Source organism: Amedibacillus sp. YH-ame6, assembly GCF_053848845.1.
Genome location: NZ_JBSPEZ010000009.1, coordinates 22,373 through 43,581, shown reverse-complemented (window position 1 = coordinate 43,581; position 21,209 = coordinate 22,373). Strand labels below are relative to the sequence as shown.

Genomic DNA, 21,209 nt, shown 5'->3' with positions numbered 1-21,209 from the left:
AGTTCTCTCACAATAGAACATACTCACTCCTTAAAATGGAATAAAATAATCGATCTACATATTTTCCATCAATATAAAAATAATCTCGTAATGTTCCCTCATAAGTAAAGCCACATTTTTCAATGACTTTTTTTGAAGCCATATTTATAGATTTATGACAAATCTGTATTTTATGCAGGTTTATTTGTTGAAATCCAAATGCAATAATCGCACGAGTTGCTTCTGTTGCTAATCCTATTTTTTAAAACTTCGAACCGATACAATATTCAATCTCCGCAAAATGATTTTTACTGTCCACTAGAAAATACGCAATTTGACCAATGCACTCCATTGTATCTTTTGAAATAATCGCCCAACGATAATAATCCTTCATCTCGTATGATTTTATATATTTTTCTAGAAGTTTGTTCACTTCAGATTGTGTTGTGTATACAGGTTCTGCATACATAGATTGTATTTTTTCATCCGCAATCCAATGTTCTAACATCGAAATGCTATCCTCGTTCATAAATTTTCTTAGTATCAATCTTTCTGTTTCTCAAGTTTGTGTTCCTATATGCGTAAGCATAACCTGCTCTCCTTTTCTATTTCTTTTAGCTTTATGAAGTTGTGTTTTCGTATACTTATAATATTGTTTTAGAAGCCATTTTTACCTTTTCTAAAAAAGTGTTACATTCAGGATAAAGATTAACCCGCTCTCCAGTTTCTCCATATATATATGAAAACTTTGAAGGATAATAGTAAATACACATAATTTCACTGATACCTGCTTTAGCCATATCGGTGTCCTCTACACACAATTCAACTGTTGCCTTTCCTTTTTCATCAGTGATTAAGTAGCCACAAATTCCATCTTCAGAACAAACTGACCAAATTACACTTTTCATTTGAGGAAGGTAATTGGAAAGTGTATAGATAAATTCTGAAACAGTCGTTTTAGCATCAATATTATAAGTTTTACGATGATCATCACAATCATCACCCATACAAACGCTATTACGATTTACTTTTATCGCTAGCATCGTTTTTTTACCAAATATATTCATTTTATCCTCCAATATTTGATTCCTCTTAGGAATAATTATATCTTCATATTATTCTTTTGTTTTTTCAATCTGAATGAAAGATATAACCACAAATATAATAATTGCTAATATGATAAACATGATAAGTACATATAGCCATTCAATATGAAATAAAATCTTCACCATAAAAAGCAAACATACTATGCCTATGAAAAGGAATAAAATCGCAGATTGTCTATAATGCTGATCTTTATTCATCATGGCTCGCTCTTTTTTAGAGGCATATAAATATTCATTATTGAACAAAAAACCTTTTCCTTTGAATTGATAACAGCAAATAATAAAGGCACATAGAGATAGAATAAGCAGAATTATAAATGTTGTAGTTTCTTCTGTATTCATTGTGGTCACCCTCTTTGTATAAATCAAACTTTTACCTATTTCTTAATTTTCATTTTTCATCTAACGTACTATAATTCATATCTTGTGCCATGTGATAGTAGCACTCCATCCGTTAATTCTATACATAATATTATGGTATTTTCATCATCAAAATCATTATGTCCATTCCCTATCCATTCAGCGAAAACAACGTTTAGTTTTTCCGCAATCTCTTGATTCTCTCTCTTTTTATAATAACCCAAGTTAATTCCTTTTCCATGCGCCGTAAACCATTCTCCAGATATCGCAACGATTGGGTTCTTCTCTATCTGTTTCATTTTGATAGAAAGTGCATACGTAATAACATAGAATGCACCATCTTCATAATATGCATTTACACTTCGTACATAAGGCTTTTCATTGTCTATCGTTGCGAGCGCGAGAATTGTATCTTTACCAAAACGTTCTTTCATTATTTCTTCAATCTGTTATGCGAATTTTTTCATAAAATTCATCCCCTATTCTTTCGTATTGATGCGTTGCTAAACTACGATTATTGAACTTAGTTAAACCATAAAAAGAAAACTAATCTTTAAAAGTGTTCTTGATTACCTTTGATAATTCGTTTGAATTTTCAACCAGTATCACATGGGTCCAAATGATGACATATACTTTTTGCACAGTTCACACCATAGAACGTAAATGGTTTCATAATACTCAACAATCCTATTTCTATTGTTTATCATATCATACTGTACTAGTTACTACAACCTTGATTAAGGGGCGTAATTATAGATATTTTAACTTAATATGTATTAAAAAAACCCGCATAATTACGGGCTTAAGCTCTAGATAATTGTATAACATTTTCCACATGGACTGTATGTTACTTTTAGACATTATATCATTGGACTTATCCCATTGAAGAAATGCGTCTTTTTTGATTATGCATTCTAGCTACAATCAAAAAATATTGAAGAACACCTATTCCATTTTAAACTTATTCTTTATTAAACAAACTGGAAGTTATCACATGAATATACTTTTAATATCACAGTTTAATTCTTTTGATTTTATCATAATTGCCATTTCTTCAAGGGAAGAAAGAAAAGCCACAATACATATCATAATTGCTGCAAAATCAAGCCCAAAACAAATATTGAGTATCGGAAATGTAAAGATAGAAGCACCAGTGACTTTATTCATCAAAGTATGTAGCGATGAAAATGTACGATACTTATAAAAACCAATACTATAACTAATTAACCGTAGAAATGTTATTGTAACAATGCACCACCATAGATACATAGGGAGATGAATGTTTTTTGCAACAACAACTAGAATTGCAATCGCAAAAACAAAATCGGCAATACTATCTAATCTAGCTCCTACTGCACTTTGTTGCCCAAACTTTCGGGCAAGAAAACCATCGAGTATATCACTAATGCCACACCACAAATAGCACAACCAAAAAGTAGCTGAATAAACCGGAGAACAAACCATTAGAATTGCAAATACAATACGCGAACATGTAATGACATTAGCCGAATTTTTGATATAATCACCCCACAAATTCCAATTTGTTTCCCTATTTCTGCCTTACTAATTTCACGATGCTCTCCACATGAAAACTGAATGGGAACATATCGACAGGCTGAATGATATCGATACAATAATTCTGTGCATGCAAATATTTTAAATCCCTTGCTAAAGTTGCAGGATCACAGGATACATAGATAATCTTTGCTGGATTCATTTTCACAATGCTACTAAGTGTTGCTTTATCACAACCTTTTCTTGGCGGATCTACTACCACTACATTAGGTTGTAAGCCTTGTTTCTGTAATATGTCCGCATACGTTGATGCATCACTACATACAAAATCAATGTTTTTCAGATTGTTTAAATCCGCATTCTTTTTCGCATCACGAATCGCAGCTTCCACAATCTCAACACCGATTACTTTTTTAGCTTTTTGCGCAAGGAACATAGAGATAGTTCCAACTCCACAATATAAGTCTATGATTGTTTCATCTCCCTTTAAATCACAAAATTCTAAAGCCTTACCATAGAGGACTTCTGTTTGCTTTGGATTCACTTGGTAAAAGGATTTGGAAGAGATATGGAATTTTAGATCATGTATTTTATCAGTAATCGTTGGTTCTCCAAATAGAAGGGTTTCTCTCTCCCCTAGAATTACATTATCTTCTCGTGTGTTTAGATTGAGTACTACACTCTTAATGTAAGGGAGTGCATCACATAGGTCTTTGCACATTTCTTTTTGATGTGGGAAATCCTTTGCACGTACGATCCACACAACCATAACTTCACCTGTTGCAAACCCATCCTTAATTAAGAGATGACGGAAGTATTTTGCATTTTGATATTTACTTAAGAGTGTACGCATTTCTTTTAATACTTCATTGATGCGTTCACTTTGAATCATACAAGTGTCTGTATCTACGATCGTATTACTATTAATACGATAAAAACCAGTAAGTACCTTGTTGTCAACACACCCAACTGGAACTTGGCCTTTGTTGCGGTAATTGCTGTAATGTTTCATTCCTAGTACGTCGTTTACAACTGTATCTACTTTCGCAATACGAGTGATGACATCTTGTACCTTTTGTTTTTTATATTGCAATTGTTCTTTATAGGACATATGTTGAAGTTGGCATCCACCACATTGTTTCGCAATAGGACATAATGGTGTTACACGCTCTTCACTTTTCTTAAGGATGCGCCAAAGTTTACCAAAACCATATGTCTTCTTCACCATAGTGACAATGATTTCTCCTGTTTCCCCTTTGCACATACCTTTTACAAACAAAGGAAATCCATCTACTTTGACAACACCATTTCCATCATGTGTATATCCACTACATTCCGCAATTATTTTATCATTCTTTTTCATATTCTCACCTCTGAATAAAAAAGGGCTTATTGCCCTTTTTCTGCGTTTGCTTGTTCTTCCAGCAGTTTCTTCGCAACTTCCTCATTCTTTGCAGTTGTTGGAACGGAAACATTTGGCTCTGATGCTGCCGCAGTCTTTGTCTTAATCATATATATTTGACCATCCGCGGATTTTGTTTCATCAGGGATATAGTTATAAACATTAATTTCCACATCATACATCTTTGTTGATTTTTTATTGTTTGTGAAATACGTTTCTATTGGTAATATACTATTTACACTATCGTATGCTTGATTCATAATGCTTGTGATCGTATCCGCACTCGCATCATCTGCAGTATCAATATTCACGCGTAATGTTGCGCTGATTAAATTGATTTCTATTTTCTCAGTACCATCGATTTTTAAAGCTGTTTTCAACTCACCTAATTGTTTCTCGGTAATCGCAGGATTCAATGAATCTTCAAAGCGATCTCCAACGGTTGGTTTTCCAGCATTATCTTTTGCACCAAAATAAATATAAATCAGTAAAACAAGTGGGATTAGAATTACAATTCCCGCTACAGTATATAATATTTTACTGCTCTTACTAAGGTTTTTAAATTTGCTCATAATTGCACTCCTAACACTTATTTTTCACGTATGAAATTAGTATAACACACTATTTAGTATAACACAAAACATGGAAAAATAAAGTTTCTTCATCTTACAATTTTGTAAACTTAACGCTTTTTCAACTCTTCTTGAATCATTTTATTCGTCATCGCAGGATTTGCTTGTCCCTTAGATGCTTTCATAACCTGACCTACTAAGAAACCAACGGCACGATCTTTTCCGTTTTTAAAGTCTTCAATGGATTGAGGATTACTATCGAGCACACTCGTAATAATATCCAATAACTGAGAAGAATCACTCATTTGCTTCATGCCTTTTTCTTCTACTACTGTTTTCGGATCTTTTCCCTTCATGATTTCTTCAAACACTTCTTTCGCTTGTTTACCTGATATTTCCCCTTTATCTACCATATTAATCATATTTGCTAGATGTTGCGCTTTACAAGGATTATCCACGATTTTGATATTATCTTTGTTTAAGGCAGCAACAACTTCAACGATAACCCAGTTTGCTGCTTTCTTATAGTTGTCTGTGAATTTCACAACTTCATCAAAAAAATCAGAAAGTTCACGATTGGCAACCAATACATCTGCATCGTAATCATTTAAGCCAAAGGATTCTTGATAACGTGCTTTACGCTCATCCGGTAATTCCAACATCGTGGATTGTATTTCTTTGATCCAATCAGTTGCTATACGAATCGGAGGAATGTTTGGTTCTGGAAAGAACTTGTAATCAACATCTCCTTCTTTTTTACGCATTAGGATAGTCGTCTTTTGGGTTTCATCATAACGACGCGTTGATTGTATTACTTTTTCTCCATTTTCTAATACTGCAGTTTGACGCTCTACTTCTGCATCAATTGCTTTTTGAACATTGGAAATAGAGTTCAAGTTTTTCACTTCTGTTTTTGTACCAAATACATCACTACCAACCGGTCGTATGGATACATTGACATCACAACGCATACTTCCTTCTTCCATTTTTACATCACTTACGCCTAGATAATATAACATTGTTCTTAATTTTTCTACGTAAGCCGCAGCTTCTGCGCCACTTCTAATATCTGGTTCACTTACAATTTCTATAAGAGGAGTCCCTGCACGATTGAAGTCGATAAGAGTTCCTGCATCAGAGTGAAACTGTTTTGCAGTATCTTCTTCCATGTGCATACGATTGATTCGAATTTCTTTTTTTCCTTGTTCTGTTTCTATGGTGATGCTTCCACCTGATCCAATAGGATGAAATTGTTGTGTAATCTGAAATCCTTTTGGTAAATCTGAATAGTAATAGTTTTTACGATCAAATTTCACAAGTGGATCAATTTCACAATGCAAGGCTGTTGCGGCTAAAATAGCCAAACGCAACGCTTCTTTATTTACACAAGGTAATGTACCTGGGTGTCCTAAATCGATTTCATTTACACAAGTGTTCGCAACTTCTCCGAAAGATGTTGGAGCGGAAGAGAACATTTTTGTCTTTGTCTTTAATTCACAGTGGATTTCAATCCCAATGACTGTTTCGTATTTCATTCGTCTACCTCCACATCGTTTCCTACTAGTCCTGTTTCTTCTTCAATTGCACTACCAATATTGAACAATGTTTGTTCATCGAATGCTTTTGAAGTCATATTAATACCAATTGGCATACCTTCTACAAATCCAGTTGGTATAGTGATACTTGGGTATCCACTAAAGTTACCAAGAACCATATGATTTTCTGTAACTAAAGCATTTGAATCTAAGGATGCATCTTTGCTCGCTTCACTCAGTGGCGCAATATCCCCACTAGCACTCGCAATGATAACGTCGTAAGAACTTAACACTTTGTTTACTTCTTCTACAATTAAGCGTCTAACTTTTTGTGCTTTACGGAATATTTTATCCTGATTTTCTGCGAATAAGGAATAACTTCCAATGACAAAGCGTTTACGAACATAAGATGAAAACCCGTTGGTACGAGAATGAATCATCACATCTTCTACGCTTTCACCATCTTCACGCATTCCAAAACGGATACCATCTAAATTAGAATGATTCGCTGTTGCCTCTGCATTTGAAATAATAAAATACGTTGGCAATAGTGCTCTCATCAGTTTATCGTCCATATTCACACGTTCTACGATAGCTCCACGTGCTTTTAGTTTATCCATTAAATCATCAAAATTTTCTTGAATTTCTTTACGTACTCCAACTTGTACATTATCTAGAATCGCAATCTTTTTCCCCTTGATATCTGCGTTGATATTTGCACTATAGTTTTCTACTTCTTTATAAGAACTTGTCATATCACGATCATCACGTCCTGCAAGTACTTCTAAAGCAACTGCCGCATCTTTCATAGATGTAGTAAAATACCCTACATGATCAAGACTAGATGCATAAGGAATGATACCATAACGAGAAATTCTACCATACGTAGGTTTCATCCCAATGATTCCATTATATGCAGCAGGTTTACGAATACTATCTCCAGTGTCAGTTCCAATAGCTAACGGTGTAGCACCACTTGCGACTAGAACTGCACTACCTCCACTAGAACCGCCTGAGATACGAGTCGTATCCCAGGGATTGTTTACTTTTCCAGTATAAGCATTCTTATTAGTACCACCCATACCTAATTCATCCATACTTGCTTTCGCCACAAAGATTGCTCCAGCAGCCTTTAATTTATCTACGATATGTGCATTATAAATAGGCACGTAATTGTTTAATATACGTGATGATGCAGTGGTTGGTATTCCTGCTGTATTGATGTTATCTTTTAATACCACAGGCACTCCATACAATAAAGCATCTTTATCTATAGAGTCTAATTCTTTTATTTGTTCTTGTGTATCGATAAAGTTCACAACTGCATTCAGGTTTGGTTGAGATGCCTTCATTTGTTCAATACTTTTTGCGATACGCTCATTCACATTCAATTTATTTGCTGTTTTAATATCCATCTTACTTCACCACCTTAGGTACATGTACATGTCCTGCTTTTACGCTCTTCACATTTGCCAATGCATCTTCTTGTGAAATTACGCGATCGACTTCATCACTGCGTAAAAATGATGTTTCTAATTCAAAAGGATATACCATTTCTTCTACCCCATCTGTTGGAATTTCATTCAACACATCAATTTGATCTAACAATACTTTGAATTCTTCTTTTAATTCTTCTGCTTCTTGATCATTGATATCAAACATGATACCATTTGCCAGTTTTTTAAAATACTCTGTACTAAAGTTTTCCATTCGTTGCCTCCTTATACTAATGTAATTACGGTTGTGCTACTTGAACCTTTTTCTCTTTTGATAACTGCTGCATGAGTAGTATCACTATTTATATCCACTGTGATTTCAAAGTTTGTCGCAAATAAGGACAACTTATCATTGATCATCTGTATTGCGGATTTCACTTCTCCACTGCTTCGTGCATGCAAGGTAACAGTGATTTCTAATTTATCGATCGCATTATTCAAATAATGCCCTTTTCCTACAATGGCTACATCATATGGCATCTTATCTTTAAATGCAGCTTTAAAGCGTGAAAAGCTTGTTGCCGTTGTTCCATCTAAAGTAGTTGCAGCCTCTGTTGGAAATAATACCCATTGTTCATTGATAGATTGGAAAGTTCCATCTACCTTTGATTTATAATATACATCGCTAAAGAAAGAGCCAGGCAATGTCTCATCAGTAGAAGAGGTATTGTATAATGCTACATAAATTGGTAGATTTTGTCCAACTGCAGGAACTTTCTTACGCAAGTACTCTACAGTTTTTCGTGCAGTTTCTTCTGCATAAATTTGAAGTTTTTCTTTTTTCACAGTAGAGGGATTAATCGCATCTCCAATTTTATCATTCAATACGAAAGCTAAGGATATGCCTTTAATTTCATCTCCTTTATACCAATCAAATTCATATATATCCAATAACAATACATCGGTACTATCAATTTTCACTTCTCCGCCATCTTCCGCAGGAAAAGCTGTACCTACCACCGGATTCATACCATAGGGATTGTTTTCTTTGTTAAATCTTCCTAATAATCCCGATCCGCCCGAATATGCATCCAAAGTATCATAATCTAAGTATTCACTTTCACGAAATGTGTACGTATCTGGTGAAAAGTGTTCCTTGCTAAGTTCCATCAATTGATTTCCAATATTAAATGTTTGTGTTAAATCAGTGGATACACTTGCGTGCTTTTGTGCTGCATCACTTGGTTGATATGGCATATAAGAGGCATAATCATTCTCATTTACCGCTTTTAATGTTTCTCCTTTTTTACTCTCTGTGTCATCTTTACAGCCCCCTATTACGAATAGGGAAGCGCACATCAGTAAACAACCTAAGGTTTTTACTTTATTCTTCATTACCTTTCACCTCTTTCATAAAGGTTTCCTCATCCATCGTTAAAATATTCAATTCTCTTGCCTTCGTAAGCTTACTGCCCGCAGATTCTCCATATATAACAATATCTGTCTTCTTTGAAACAGAGCCACTCACATTCGCTCCTAATGATTCTAACATATCTTTGGCATCATTTCTCGTTAATTGTGTCAAAGTTCCTGTTAATACCACAGTTTTATTTGTAAAAATACTTTCACGCACTTCTTCTTTTTCACTGTCCATACGTAAACCATATTCTTTTAAGTGTTGAATGAGTTCTATGTTTTGGGGTTGAGCAAAGAAAGCAACAATGCTTTGTGCGGTTATTTCACCAATATCTTTGATAATTTTAAGTTCTTCTATAGAGGCACTCATCAATGCATCAATGTGTAAGAAGCGCTTTGCTAGAATCTTCGCAGCTTTCTTTCCAACTTGTCGAATTCCTAAACCATACATCATATCTTCAAGAGGATTATTTTTGCTTAGTTCTATCGCATCTACCATTTTCTGATAGGATTTTTCTTGGAATCCTTCCATTTGTAAAATATCTTCTTTATGGTCCTGTAAATGATATATATCTTCGATTGTATTTAACAAGCCTTGTTTATGAAAAAATTCTATTTTCTTATCACCCAAGGTATCTATATTCATGGCGTCTCTAGATGCGAAATGAATCATACTCTCCACAACTCTTGCGGGACAATCTTGATTAATACAATAATGGGCAGATTCTTCTGGAAAACGTACCAACGCACTGTCACAAATTGGACAATGGGTTGGAAAATGATAGACACCTTGTGTACCATCTCGTCTTTCAATGAGTGGACGTACAACTTCGGGAATGATATCTCCGGCTTTACGTACAACTACATCATCATGAATACGTATATCTTTTTCTTTGATCATATCTTCATTATGTAACTGCGCTGCACTTACAGTTGTACCAGCCACTCGAACAGGTTCCAACACTGCATTGGGTGTAATTCTACCTGTTCTTCCTACGGTAACTACAATATCTAATAATTTTGTAATCACTTCTTCTGCAGGAAATTTATAGGCAATGGCATAACGTGGAACTTTTACTGTTGTACCTAAGGTACTCCATGAAGAAATATTATTTACTTTGATAACCATTCCATCAATTTCATAAGGTAGTGTATTTCGTTGTTCACTCATTTCTTGAATAAACTCCCATACTTCTTCAATGGTAGAAGTTACTTTACGTAGTGGATTTACTTTGATGTGCATCTTCTCCATGGTTTTAAGTGCTTCTTCATGACTTTGAATACCAAAGCTTAACGCATCTTCAAAGTAATAAAGATAGGCATCTAATTTTCGACTTGCGGCAATGGAACTATCCAACTGTCGAATACTTCCTGCAGCGGCATTTCTTGGGTTCGCAAAGAGTTCTTCACCCTTTTTTTCTCGTTCTATATTTAATGCCTCAAAGCTACTCTTAGGCATATACACTTCACCACGAACTTCGACATCTCCCATGATATCAATATGCATTGGAATAGAAGGAATTGTACGTACATTGGAACTTACATCTTCTCCAATCACTCCATCCCCTCGCGTTAATGCTTGTACGAAACGTCCATCATGGTAGTGTAAAGAAATTGCTAATCCATCCATCTTTAATTCCACAACATATTCCACATGTGGCACAACTGCACGTACACGTTCATCAAACGCCTTTAAATCTTCGAAGTTAAACGCATTTCCTAACGATAACATTTGACTCTTATGTGGTACCTTAACAAAACCATCAAGGACTACTCCACCTACTCGTTGTGTAATACTGTTAGGGTCTTGATATTGTGGAAATTCTTCTTCTAGTTGAACCAATTCTTGATAATAACGATCGTATTCTTGATCATTTACACTTGGTTTATCTAATACGTAATATTCATAGGCAAAACGATCTAATATTCTGCGTAATTCTAAAATTCTTTGTTGACTCATAGAGACCTCCTATTTTTTTGTTAGGGAAGGATGACTGGTAACAATTTTTCGTATTCCATATTTTTTATCAAAAGCAATGACTGCTAAATCATCTTCCAGTTTAATAACTACACCATCACCGAATATCTCGTGTGTAACTAAATCCCCTTTACGTATTTTACCCTTTTTCTTAACAGGTATATCCTCTTGTGTATCTTCTTTTGAAACTTGTGGCTTTTGAGTGTGGAATTTTTGCGTAGTATCTCTTTGGAAAGTTGTACTTTGTGATATAAAATCACTTCCACTAAAGGTATCCACATCGGATGAAAAAGTATTCTTTGGTTTTGCGCCTACATCCAACATACAATCTTCTGGTATTTCCTTGATAAAGCGCGATGTTGTTTTTAACTTATCAAGTACATAACTATACCCATAAGAATCCGATAAGTATAATTGTTTTTTCGCACGTGTAAAGGCAACATATGCAAGTCTTCGCTCTTCTTCTAATGCTTCATGTCCACCTTCCGCAATGGACTTTTCATTTGGGAAAATTCCTTCGCATAAGCTGTATACAAATACATTATCAAACTCTAATCCCTTTGCGGCATGAATGGTCATCAATTGTACGAATTGTCCATCACTTAAATCTTCTTTGTCTGTATATAAGGATATTTCCTGAAGATAGTCATTCAATGTACCTTCTGGATTTGTTTCCACATAGTTGGAAATATCTGATATAAGTTCCTTTATATTTTCTAAACGTTCGATTTCTTTATCTTCACGAAGCATCTCTAAATATCCGCTGTCTTCTAATACCTTTGTCAATAATTGATCAATGCTTATCGCTTCATTTATAGCACGACATTCTTCAATTACTCGTACAAATTCTAGAATGCTTTGTTTTGCTTTCCCTTTTCCAATATCTGCACTCTTCAAGATTTCATACATATTTGTATCTTGTCGCAATGCTTCTTCTTCAATGGATTCAATTGATTTTGCGCCAATGCCTCGCTTTGGCGAATTGATAACCCGTTTTACTGCTAGATTCTTATATAATTCTTTTTCATCGTCTTCCGTTTTAGGTGCTAATAATCTTAGGTAACTCAATGCATCTTTGATTTCCGCTCGATCATAGAAACGGATCCCTCCATATATACGATATGGAATATGGAAATCCAAGAGTGCTTTTTCTAGTGCTCTTGATAGGTAATTGGAGCGATATAAAATTGCCATATCATGATAGTTCACACCATTATGGTTCATCGTAAGAATCTTACTAGCTACCCATACTGGTTCATTATAGTCATCCATCGCAGTAAAATGTATAATTTTATCGTCACTTTCAATTTGTGTAAATAAATCTTTATCAATACGATTTTTATTATTCTTAATCAATGCGTTCGCTGCGTTCAAGATTGGTTGTGTAGAACGATAGTTTTCATTTAAAACAACTGTCCTACTATTTGGAAAATCTTTTTCAAAATTCATAATGATGTCTACTTGGGCACCACGCCATGTATAGATGGTTTGATCGGGATCTCCTACAACACATAAATAGCTGTCTTCTTTTACCAACAACTTGATAATATTGTATTGTAAAGCATCCACATCCTGAAACTCATCTACATGCAGATAGGAAAAACGACGTTGCCATTTTGCGCGTACTTCTTCATTTCCATTTAAAATACGATACGCAAAAATCAAAAGATCATCAAAGTCTAGTGCATACATTTCTTTGAGACGCTTCTCATAGAACGCATATACATCGGCTTTAATCTTTTCACCCTCCCAATGTCCTGCGCTTGCTTTCGCCATCGTTGCGTCTATAAAATTTGTTTTATTCGCACTAATATAACCTAACATACTATTATAACTATATGACTTAACTTCTATATGTAGTTGTTTATACGCATCTTTTAAAATACTTTTTTGATCATCTGAATCAAGAATTGTAAAGTTACGGGGATATCCTAACGTTAAAATATCTTCACGAAGAAGACGTACACAAAAAGAGTGAATCGTCGATATGTTGACCGCATGTGCAATATCCCCAAGGAATGCTTCTACACGTTCCTTCATTTCTTTGGCAGCCTTATTTGTAAAGGTGATTGCCAAAACTTTATTCGGGTAAATATGACATTCTTCAATCAGGTATGCGATTCTGGTCGTTACTACTCTTGTCTTACCACTACCTGCTCCTGCGATGATACGCAAATGCTGATTTGTACATGTAACTGCCTCTAATTGATGCTTATTTAATTTATCTAAAAACGACACAAAATCACCTCCTCGTTATTATACTATACTTTTGCTTTATTTTCTTTACTTCTCCTGCAATTTAAGAAACATTATTGTCTTCTTATTCAAGATTATAAAAATCCATAACTTTTCCTAAAATAAAAGGATCAATTCCTATAGAAATACAGAAACCAATCCTCCATTTATTATATAAAAACTAATCTAGTCCTTTAAGATACAGAATATGTTTTGACAAATGTAAGAATTTCTTCATTATATATGCCACCACCCTGTGAAAGTTGTTTGTTTCCTCCACCTCTTAGATGATATTTCTCTGAAATTTCTTTGAATGTCTTTTCTGAATCAAAAGCCAATTCTTTATTGCTCGCAACCACGACATGAACATTATCATATACCTTCGCAACAAAAATAACTGCTTTTTTGTAGTTACTAGTAATAAATTGTGCCATTGCTGCTAAAGATTTGACGTCAATATCATCAAAACCTTGTACAATAACTTCTTCATCACTCTCTGCTAGTTCACGACCAAACATTTCATAATATTTTTGTTTCCATACAACCACATCTCTATTCAGCTGTTTATTCTCATTGATGATGCGATTTACTCCCGTACCAACGTATAAATGAGGAACTGCTAATGTACGACTCACTTCATCTAATACTTGATAACGGCGACTTACACAATCCAAAAATTGATCCCCAACTAAGTATTTTACCTTATAACCATTCGTAGTTTTCTCAAACCCAGAAATATACAACATCTGTAAGTAACGAAGAGAAGGTACATGAAGACATCCGCAAAGATTATAATCCAATGCCCCAATACGTACAACTCTTACATCATCACGATTTACATCCCCTTTTATCGCAAGTCTTTTTGCTTCACTTGGGGTAGGATACTGTACAGTAACTTCTAAATCATCACGAATCAATCCATTACATAATACCTGTAATTCAAATGCCATTTTATCTGTAAATTCTTCAAAATCAAATTCAATATCATTTTCATCATCGCCAGTATGATGAGCTAATGTGTTTACCTTGTACACATTTCCCAAAACCGCACTGATTAAATGCTGTGCTGTATGCACTTGGCATTTACGGAAACGCTCATGAAGATTGACACTCATAAATACATTGCCTTCTAATTCCACATCCAACAAGTGCCACAAATACCCATCTTTATACTTTAAATCAAGCACCATGTGTTCATTGATCATGCCAATGTCACTCGCCATTCCACCGCCTTCTTTATAAAAGATAGTGTCCTTGCACGCATGCCAATAACAACCGTTTTCTTCTTCTACTTTCACAACCTTTGTACTAAGTTCCGTAGTGAAACAATTATCATACAATTTATTTGTCATGTCTGTATCCTCCTCTACAGTATATTTTCTTCTATTTTACCATAGTTTCTTCCTTTTTTATCATCAAACTCATTTATATACTATGTGAAATCATGTTATAATAGTATCCAATGACAGGAGTGAATAGTATGAATCAAGTAGCGAGCAATTGGAAAGATTATGAATGCCTTGACGGAGGCAATGGTGAAAAGTTAGAAAGATGGAAGGATATCATTTTAAGACGACCTGATCCAGCGGTTATTTGGCCAATCGATGAGGTTGACAATGATTGGAAAAACCCACATGCACATTACCATCGTTCCAAAAGTGGTGGTGGTCAATGGGAATATAAAAAGAAATTTAAAGAAAGCTGGACTATCTCTTACAAAGAGCTTCGCTTCAAAGTATCTCCTACTGGATTTAAGCATACTGGTTTATTTCCTGAACAGGCTGCGAACTGGGATTTCATGATGGATAAGATTGAACATGCCAATCGAGAAATTCGTGTATTGAATTTATTTGCCTATACAGGTGGAGCAACTATGGCTTGTGCATATGCAGGGGCAAGTGAAGTTGTACACGTAGATGCTAGTAAGGGCATGGTTTCTTGGGCAAAAGAAAACATGGAACTCTCTCATCTAGAAGATAAGAAAATACGTTTTATTGTAGATGATGTATTAAAGTTTGTCGCAAGAGAAAAAAGACGTGGACGTACATACCACGCAATCATTATGGATCCACCAAGTTATGGAAGAGGACCGAATGGAGAAATTTGGAAAATTGAAGAACAACTATATCCACTTATATCTGCTTGTATCGATATTTTGGATGATGATCCCCTATTCTTCCTAGTAAATTCTTATACAACAGGCTTCCCTCCAACTGCTTTACAAAACTTGTTACATGCGACAATCCAAAAGAAATTTCCAAATGGAGATATCGTTGCAGGTGAAATTGGACTTCCTATTACAAAATCAAACACGGTATTACCTTGTGGAATTTATGGTAAATGGGTATCCAACAAATAAGATAAGAAAGAACTAGCAAAATCGCTAGTTCTTTTCATATACATCCTTATTTCAAATAAGCTTCCCAAATTTCTAATTCTCTTTGTGCACTCTCATGGGAATCAGAGGCGTGTATAACATTGTTTACTAGACGTACTCCTGCAGTTGCCTTATCATAGTTATCATCACTATATAAATGGCGAATCGTTCCTTCTGCAGCATCTTGTGGATTTGTTTTTCCCACAAGCGCTCTACTATATTCGATAATATCCTCACTTCCATCATATGCAATTTCCATTGGCATAATATGATGTGGACCCTCATAATAAAACGAATTAAACAATTTTCCTGGGAAATTAAATCCCTTATCCATAGAATCGATCACACCAGAATAGTGTTCCATCAAAGTCTTCATAATTTCCATATTAACTTCTAGTTTTTGTCCCCTTACAATATGTAGTCCTGCTTTTTCTAAATCATTGAGTACGGATTGTGCATTATTAGAAGCAAAAGCATCTGGTTTTAACATCATAAATGTTTTCTGTGTCATAATATTTCTCCTTATCTGACAAGTTCATCACTTTTTTGAATATGCTCGACGATTTGTGAAATGATTTCCACACGATTGAATGGCGTAATTAAATAATATCCATCCACAATCCCCATAAGCTGATCCACCATATCGCAAGACAGGGATACCGCAAGTTCACTTGCTTCTTCTCTTGTCTTTCCCTCATACATTGCAATATAGTTTTCATCTACATCAATTCCAGAAATCTCATTGTTCATATAGACTGCATTTCGATGGGATACAACTGGAATGATTCCCCCTAAGATTTTTCCTTTCAACTCTTGTTTGGCTACCTTTATATTTTCTAGCGCTCTTTTTGATAGCACGGGTTGGGTCATAAATACATCTACTCCATGTTCTTCTTTGCGCTTTGCCTTCGCAAGCTCTTGTGCAAAATTTGTGGCATTTACATTTAGTGCGCCATAAATCAAGAATGGATGAGGAAAGATGGTATCGTTTAAGTCTTTGATATAACTTGCTAATATTTGAGAATTAAAACTAAATACACCCTTTACCTCTGCACGATCTGCACTAGGAACTGGATCTCCTGTAACTACAAGTACATTATGTATTCCCTCAATACCTAAACCATACAACAATGCCTTAGTCGCATTAATATTACGATCTCTACATGTCATATGTGGAATGACTGTCATATTCATTTCTCTTCGTAATTTTGCGGCTAACATGGAACTATCAACACGTGCACGTGCAATGGGACAATCCGCAATGGTAATCGCATCGATACCTTGTTCGCGCAAATATTCTGCGTTATTCATAAACTTTTCAATATCACAATTATTAGGAGGATCAAATTCAACCGCTATAATATGTTTCCCTTTTTTCATCTTCTCATGTAAGGGATTTAGTTCTTGTGTCATTTTCACCATTGGTTCATTTGAACTTGAAACTTGACTACGTGCTTCGCTATGATGCTTAAGCAGTTGCGCAATCTTTTCAATATACACAGGTGTTGTACCACAACATCCCCCAACAATACTCGCTCCATCTTCTACAATCGCCTGCATTTCATTCGCAAAATACGTGCTACTATCTCTGAAAAAAGTACGATTTGCCATAATGGTAGGATAACCTGCATTTGGCATGATTAAGATTGGCTTACTACGATCTAGTGTTTGTAACAGTCTACGTAAATGCATAGGACCACATACACAGTTGTATCCATAAGCATCTACATGTTCGCACTCCACCATATTTTTTATCAATTTATTTCCTGATAAACCTTGTTGCGTATATCCATCTGCACTCACCGCAAAGGATGTAATAATCTTACTGTATTCACATTGTGTCTTTATATACTGTGCAATTTCTTTTAAACCTTTATCATTTGGAAAAGTTTCAAATAGGAAATGGGTTGCCCCTTCCTTCAAAAAGATATCTACAATAACTTTCAATTGTTCAAACATCGAAAACTGTTTCTGTTCAAGACAAGGTCCTATATCCGCAAACACTTTACAATCATGTCCCTTTACAGCTTCCTTTGCCAATCGATATCCTTCAATAATAATGTTTTGTATTTCTTCCATACTGCATTCTAATTTGGCAGGATTCGCATTAAACGTATTTGTTTTTATTGCTTGGGCACCTGCACGAATATATTCTTGATGAATCTCTAGAACACGTTGTGGATGCTTAATGTTTGCGAGTTCACAGTTAATATCTCCATCATATAAAGACGCATAATAGGTTCCAAATGCACCATCAAACAAGAATCCATCTTTATCTTTTATCATCCAAACACCTCCTTCGCAATATCTGCACTTTCCTTCGCATCTTTTGCGTAATAATCTGCATGTATCTCTTGTGCATATTCCTCACTAACAACAGCACCACCTACCATGATTTTACAATCATGTCCCGCTTGATGAAGTGCCTCTATAGTATCCTTCATCGCAGGCAAGGTAGTTGTCATCAACGCGCTAAGACCTATCAAATAGACTTGTTCTTTTATTGCCGTTTCCACCACTTTTTCGATAGGTACATCTTTACCTAAATCAATCACATCATATCCATAATTCTCTAAAACAACTTTTACGATATTCTTTCCAATATCATGTACATCCCCTTTTACAGTAGCCAAAATGATTTTTCCTTTGGATATCGTCTTTTCCCCTTTTGCGGACATGAACTTCTTAATTTCTTCAAATGCCATCTGGGATGCGGTTGCGGCATTGATTAACTGAGGCAAATAAATCTCCTTCTTTTCATATCGTTTTCCAACAATATCCAAAGCAGGAATCAAATAATGATCGACAATATGTAATGCAGTTTCCTTTTGTAAGAGTTCAATTGTCATCTTCCTTGTTTCTTCTTTTAATCCACGTCCAATTGCCTCTTGAATACTCATATGCTCGCTTTGTACAACTTGGGTTGTTTCTTTCGCTTCACTATAATGTGCAATATATTTTTCTGAATGTTGATCGATTCCATATAATACTCGATATGCACGAACCGCGTCCATCATAGCTTCTTGATTAGGATTCATAATTGGCATATTCAATCCGGATTGCATTGCCATAGTTAAAAAGTTTTGGTTTAACACCATACGTCTAGGCAATCCAAAAGAAATATTAGATACCCCCAACACGGTATGTACGCCAAGTTCATCACGTATTCGCTCAAGTGTAGAAAGTGTTTGTAGTGCACCTTCTTGTTGTGCAGATACAGTCAGTGTTAAACAATCTAAAAATACTCTGTTCTTTTCAATGCCATATGATTTTGCAACTTCGATAATACGTTTTCCAACTTCAAAACGTCCATCTACTTGTTCAGGTATTCCTTGTTCATCCATAGTTAACCCAACAACATTCGCACCATACTTCTTGATAGAAGGAAGAATACGTTCCATCACTTCCATTTCTCCATTGATGGAGTTCACAATTGGTATACCATTATAAACTCTAAGTGCCGCTTCAATCACTTCTGGATTTGTAGAATCGATTTGTAATGGTAAATCTACAATGGTTTGAAGTTCTTTAATCACCGCAACCATCATAGCCAACTCATCAATACCAGGCAACCCAACATTAACATCTAAAATATCTGCCCCTGCATTTACTTGTTCCATCGCAATGGACAACACGGTATCTAAATCATGTTCCAACAATGCCTGTTTCATTCGCTTGTTTCCAGTTGGATTGATTCTTTCCCCAATGACTTGAACATGTTGAATATCTAAACATTTCGTTGGTGTACATGCATACGATTTCGTATTCTCAACCATATTGAATTTTGATATCTTTAAGTGTTTCTTTAACTCTTTGATAAACTCAGGTGTTGTTCCACAACATCCTCCAACATATTGTATCGGCAAGTTTGTAAACCCTTCTAATAAAGAAGCAAACTGTGACGCATCAATATCATAGAGATTCGTCTTAGGATCAGGCAATCCTGCGTTCGCCTTAATGATCAAAGGCAACGTTGTATATTGCGCCATTTCTTGAGCTATTGGTAAAATTTCAACAGGTCCTAATGAACAATTGATTCCAATTGCATCTACTCCTAATCTTTGTGCAAGTAAGGCAAAACTTGCGACCGTACACCCAGTAAATGTACGATGATCTGCCTCAAAACTCATGGTCACAAAAATAGGCAAATTCGTATTCTCTTTCGCAGCTAAAATGGCTGCCTTAACTTCATATAAATCACTCATTGTTTCAAATACAACAAGATCTGCACCTGCTTCTTGACCAGCTAATACTTGTTCCTTAAAGATATCGTACGCTTCTTCAAATGCTAGATAGCCATTAGGTTCCAACATCTCTCCTATGGGTCCTATATCAAGTGCTACCTTCGTATGTTCTTGCGCTACAGATTTTGCCTGTAAAACAGCCGCAGAAATAACTTCTTGAACACTATATCCTGTCTTCGAAAGTTTTTTTATATTCGCCCCAAATGTATTGGTATAAATGATTTCACTTCCTGCATCGATATAAGTCTTGTGTATTTCTTTTATAATCTCAGGGTGTTGAAGTCCAAAAATCTCAGGAATTTCTCCTGGTTTCAACCCTCGTGCCTGCAACATCGTTCCCATTGCCCCATCTAAAAATATAATCTCTCTAGTTTTCACTTCCACATGTTGTTCCTCCTTTACGAAATTCACATCGATCACGTAATGAACAATACCCACATCCTCTTAACATAGCAGGTTGTGGTTCATCCGCAATCCCAATAATCGCTGTCACACTTTTCATAGGATGTAAAACAGAACTTTCGTTCACATATAACCCTATTTTCTTTGATGTCTCTAAAACATTCAATAAATCCTTTTGAATAGTGATAGGCAAATCTCCATATCCACAAGAATAACGATCTGTTAGATAGTTTCCTTTTTTCTTATATTCTATTTCTAACTGCTGTTGCAACTGATCACAAACATGTTCGATAGCAGCATTCGCACAACAATCAAAGATAAGTGCTTTCCCCATGTCTACTAGTTGTAATCTTCGCATTTCTTTCTCAATACTGATTCCTAATGTGACTGCCAACAAAAGACAATGATGACTCTTTTTTAAAAGCCTCTTAATATCGTCTCCACTTAGTACAACCTCTGCCCCTATCAGTTGTTGATTTTCCCATGCAAATTCACGATACATAAAACGAGGCATCGATAAAGCAATCACTTTTTGTTTCATATCCTCGATTTCTTTCATCATTTGTTCATCAGGCTTACTTTTTGCATTTCCTATAAAATGAAGTATCTCTTCATTTGTAAAATTCTCTAATGTAAGTTCCATAAAGACCTC

The 21,209-nt window shown here is 35.2% G+C and carries 18 protein-coding genes and 1 pseudogene; 1 reads left to right on the top strand and 18 read right to left on the bottom strand.

All coding sequences use genetic code 11. The features are described from left to right. Window positions 1–7: 7 nt before the first annotated feature. From ACWG0P_RS07810 to ACWG0P_RS07745, 14 genes and pseudogenes are all read right to left on the bottom strand, one after another. Window positions 8–526 (bottom strand): annotated as a pseudogene (locus ACWG0P_RS07810) (GNAT family N-acetyltransferase). A gap of 97 nt (window positions 527–623) precedes the next feature. Further along, complete coding sequence (locus ACWG0P_RS07805) at window positions 624–1,046, bottom strand: hypothetical protein (protein ID WP_455801246.1); 423 nt, start codon at window positions 1,044–1,046, stop codon at window positions 624–626. 48 nt (window positions 1,047–1,094) lie between these two features. After that, on the bottom strand, window positions 1,095–1,427 hold the full coding sequence (locus tag ACWG0P_RS07800; RefSeq protein WP_455801245.1) for a DUF3784 domain-containing protein: 333 nt from the start codon (window positions 1,425–1,427) through the stop codon (window positions 1,095–1,097). 68 nt (window positions 1,428–1,495) lie between these two features. Then, the gene (locus tag ACWG0P_RS07795) at window positions 1,496–1,879 is read right to left on the bottom strand and encodes a pyridoxamine 5'-phosphate oxidase family protein (RefSeq protein ID WP_455801244.1); all 384 of its coding nucleotides are present in this window, start codon (window positions 1,877–1,879) and stop codon (window positions 1,496–1,498) included. Window positions 1,880–2,435: 556 nt separating this feature from the next. Further along, window positions 2,436–2,978 carry a CDP-alcohol phosphatidyltransferase family protein gene (locus tag ACWG0P_RS07790; RefSeq protein ID WP_455801243.1) on the bottom strand — a complete coding sequence of 181 codons (543 nt, stop codon included), beginning with the start codon at window positions 2,976–2,978 and terminating at the stop codon, window positions 2,436–2,438. A 16-nt stretch (window positions 2,979–2,994) separates the two neighbouring features. Continuing rightward, window positions 2,995–4,323, bottom strand: coding sequence for a 23S rRNA (uracil(1939)-C(5))-methyltransferase RlmD (gene rlmD, locus ACWG0P_RS07785; protein WP_455801242.1), 1,329 nt, complete (start codon window positions 4,321–4,323; stop codon window positions 2,995–2,997). 26 nt (window positions 4,324–4,349) lie between these two features. Beyond that, window positions 4,350–4,934 (bottom strand): hypothetical protein, encoded by a 585-nt coding sequence (locus ACWG0P_RS07780; RefSeq protein WP_455801241.1) that lies wholly within the window; start codon window positions 4,932–4,934, stop codon window positions 4,350–4,352. A 110-nt stretch (window positions 4,935–5,044) separates the two neighbouring features. Beyond that, window positions 5,045–6,469: an Asp-tRNA(Asn)/Glu-tRNA(Gln) amidotransferase subunit GatB gene (gatB, locus tag ACWG0P_RS07775; RefSeq protein WP_455801240.1), complete on the bottom strand. Its 1,425-nt coding sequence runs from the start codon at window positions 6,467–6,469 to the stop codon at window positions 5,045–5,047. Continuing rightward, window positions 6,466–7,884 carry an amidase gene (locus ACWG0P_RS07770; RefSeq protein ID WP_455801239.1) on the bottom strand — a complete coding sequence of 473 codons (1,419 nt, stop codon included), beginning with the start codon at window positions 7,882–7,884 and terminating at the stop codon, window positions 6,466–6,468. Before ACWG0P_RS07770 ends, gatB begins: the two co-directional genes overlap by 4 nt. A gap of 1 nt (window position 7,885) precedes the next feature. Further along, the gene (gene gatC / locus ACWG0P_RS07765; protein WP_455801238.1) at window positions 7,886–8,179 is read right to left on the bottom strand and encodes an Asp-tRNA(Asn)/Glu-tRNA(Gln) amidotransferase subunit GatC; all 294 of its coding nucleotides are present in this window, start codon (window positions 8,177–8,179) and stop codon (window positions 7,886–7,888) included. A gap of 11 nt (window positions 8,180–8,190) precedes the next feature. After that, the gene (locus ACWG0P_RS07760; RefSeq protein WP_455801237.1) at window positions 8,191–9,300 is read right to left on the bottom strand and encodes a CamS family sex pheromone protein; all 1,110 of its coding nucleotides are present in this window, start codon (window positions 9,298–9,300) and stop codon (window positions 8,191–8,193) included. Next, on the bottom strand, window positions 9,290–11,281 hold the full coding sequence (gene ligA, locus ACWG0P_RS07755) for an NAD-dependent DNA ligase LigA (RefSeq protein ID WP_455801236.1): 1,992 nt from the start codon (window positions 11,279–11,281) through the stop codon (window positions 9,290–9,292). The genes ACWG0P_RS07760 and ligA overlap by 11 nt, the downstream gene beginning before the upstream one ends. A gap of 9 nt (window positions 11,282–11,290) precedes the next feature. Beyond that, on the bottom strand, window positions 11,291–13,537 hold the full coding sequence (locus ACWG0P_RS07750) for an ATP-dependent helicase (RefSeq protein ID WP_455801235.1): 2,247 nt from the start codon (window positions 13,535–13,537) through the stop codon (window positions 11,291–11,293). Window positions 13,538–13,728: 191 nt separating this feature from the next. Next, window positions 13,729–14,886 carry a DHHA1 domain-containing protein gene (locus ACWG0P_RS07745; protein ID WP_455801234.1) on the bottom strand — a complete coding sequence of 386 codons (1,158 nt, stop codon included), beginning with the start codon at window positions 14,884–14,886 and terminating at the stop codon, window positions 13,729–13,731. Window positions 14,887–15,014: 128 nt separating this feature from the next. Between ACWG0P_RS07745 and ACWG0P_RS07740 the strand changes: the two genes are divergently transcribed. Then, window positions 15,015–15,893 carry a class I SAM-dependent methyltransferase gene (locus ACWG0P_RS07740; RefSeq protein ID WP_455790477.1) on the top strand — a complete coding sequence of 293 codons (879 nt, stop codon included), beginning with the start codon at window positions 15,015–15,017 and terminating at the stop codon, window positions 15,891–15,893. Between the two features lie 46 nt (window positions 15,894–15,939). Here the strand turns inward: ACWG0P_RS07740 and ACWG0P_RS07735 are convergent, their stop codons facing one another. Genes ACWG0P_RS07735 through ACWG0P_RS07720 form a run of 4 tightly spaced genes read right to left on the bottom strand, consistent with a single transcriptional unit; the run spans window position 15,940 to window position 21,200 of the window. After that, window positions 15,940–16,422: a nucleoside-diphosphate kinase gene (locus tag ACWG0P_RS07735; protein ID WP_455801233.1), complete on the bottom strand. Its 483-nt coding sequence runs from the start codon at window positions 16,420–16,422 to the stop codon at window positions 15,940–15,942. A gap of 11 nt (window positions 16,423–16,433) precedes the next feature. Further along, window positions 16,434–18,197 (bottom strand): bifunctional homocysteine S-methyltransferase/methylenetetrahydrofolate reductase, encoded by a 1,764-nt coding sequence (locus tag ACWG0P_RS07730; protein ID WP_455801232.1) that lies wholly within the window; start codon window positions 18,195–18,197, stop codon window positions 16,434–16,436. Continuing rightward, on the bottom strand, window positions 18,194–20,539 hold the full coding sequence (locus ACWG0P_RS07725) for a homocysteine S-methyltransferase family protein (protein ID WP_455801231.1): 2,346 nt from the start codon (window positions 20,537–20,539) through the stop codon (window positions 18,194–18,196). The genes ACWG0P_RS07730 and ACWG0P_RS07725 overlap by 4 nt, the downstream gene beginning before the upstream one ends. Beyond that, complete coding sequence (locus ACWG0P_RS07720; RefSeq protein ID WP_455801230.1) at window positions 20,523–21,200, bottom strand: vitamin B12 dependent-methionine synthase activation domain-containing protein; 678 nt, start codon at window positions 21,198–21,200, stop codon at window positions 20,523–20,525. Before ACWG0P_RS07720 ends, ACWG0P_RS07725 begins: the two co-directional genes overlap by 17 nt. Window positions 21,201–21,209: the final 9 nt, after the last annotated feature.

Coding starts and splice junctions, on each gene's coding strand:
- ACWG0P_RS07805 (WP_455801246.1), bottom strand. CDS start 1,046: ATGAATATATTTGGTAAAAAAACGATGCTAGCGATAAAAGTAAATCGT.
- ACWG0P_RS07800 (WP_455801245.1), bottom strand. CDS start 1,427: ATGAATACAGAAGAAACTACAACATTTATAATTCTGCTTATTCTATCT.
- ACWG0P_RS07795 (WP_455801244.1), bottom strand. CDS start 1,879: ATGAAAGAACGTTTTGGTAAAGATACAATTCTCGCGCTCGCAACGATA.
- rlmD (WP_455801242.1), bottom strand. CDS start 4,323: ATGAAAAAGAATGATAAAATAATTGCGGAATGTAGTGGATATACACAT.
- ACWG0P_RS07780 (WP_455801241.1), bottom strand. CDS start 4,934: ATGAGCAAATTTAAAAACCTTAGTAAGAGCAGTAAAATATTATATACT.
- gatB (WP_455801240.1), bottom strand. CDS start 6,469: ATGAAATACGAAACAGTCATTGGGATTGAAATCCACTGTGAATTAAAG.
- ACWG0P_RS07770 (WP_455801239.1), bottom strand. CDS start 7,884: ATGGATATTAAAACAGCAAATAAATTGAATGTGAATGAGCGTATCGCA.
- gatC (WP_455801238.1), bottom strand. CDS start 8,179: ATGGAAAACTTTAGTACAGAGTATTTTAAAAAACTGGCAAATGGTATC.
- ACWG0P_RS07760 (WP_455801237.1), bottom strand. CDS start 9,300: ATGAAGAATAAAGTAAAAACCTTAGGTTGTTTACTGATGTGCGCTTCC.
- ligA (WP_455801236.1), bottom strand. CDS start 11,281: ATGAGTCAACAAAGAATTTTAGAATTACGCAGAATATTAGATCGTTTT.
- ACWG0P_RS07745 (WP_455801234.1), bottom strand. CDS start 14,886: ATGACAAATAAATTGTATGATAATTGTTTCACTACGGAACTTAGTACA.
- ACWG0P_RS07740 (WP_455790477.1), top strand. CDS start 15,015: ATGAATCAAGTAGCGAGCAATTGGAAAGATTATGAATGCCTTGACGGA.
- ACWG0P_RS07735 (WP_455801233.1), bottom strand. CDS start 16,422: ATGACACAGAAAACATTTATGATGTTAAAACCAGATGCTTTTGCTTCT.
- ACWG0P_RS07730 (WP_455801232.1), bottom strand. CDS start 18,197: ATGATAAAAGATAAAGATGGATTCTTGTTTGATGGTGCATTTGGAACC.
- ACWG0P_RS07720 (WP_455801230.1), bottom strand. CDS start 21,200: ATGGAACTTACATTAGAGAATTTTACAAATGAAGAGATACTTCATTTT.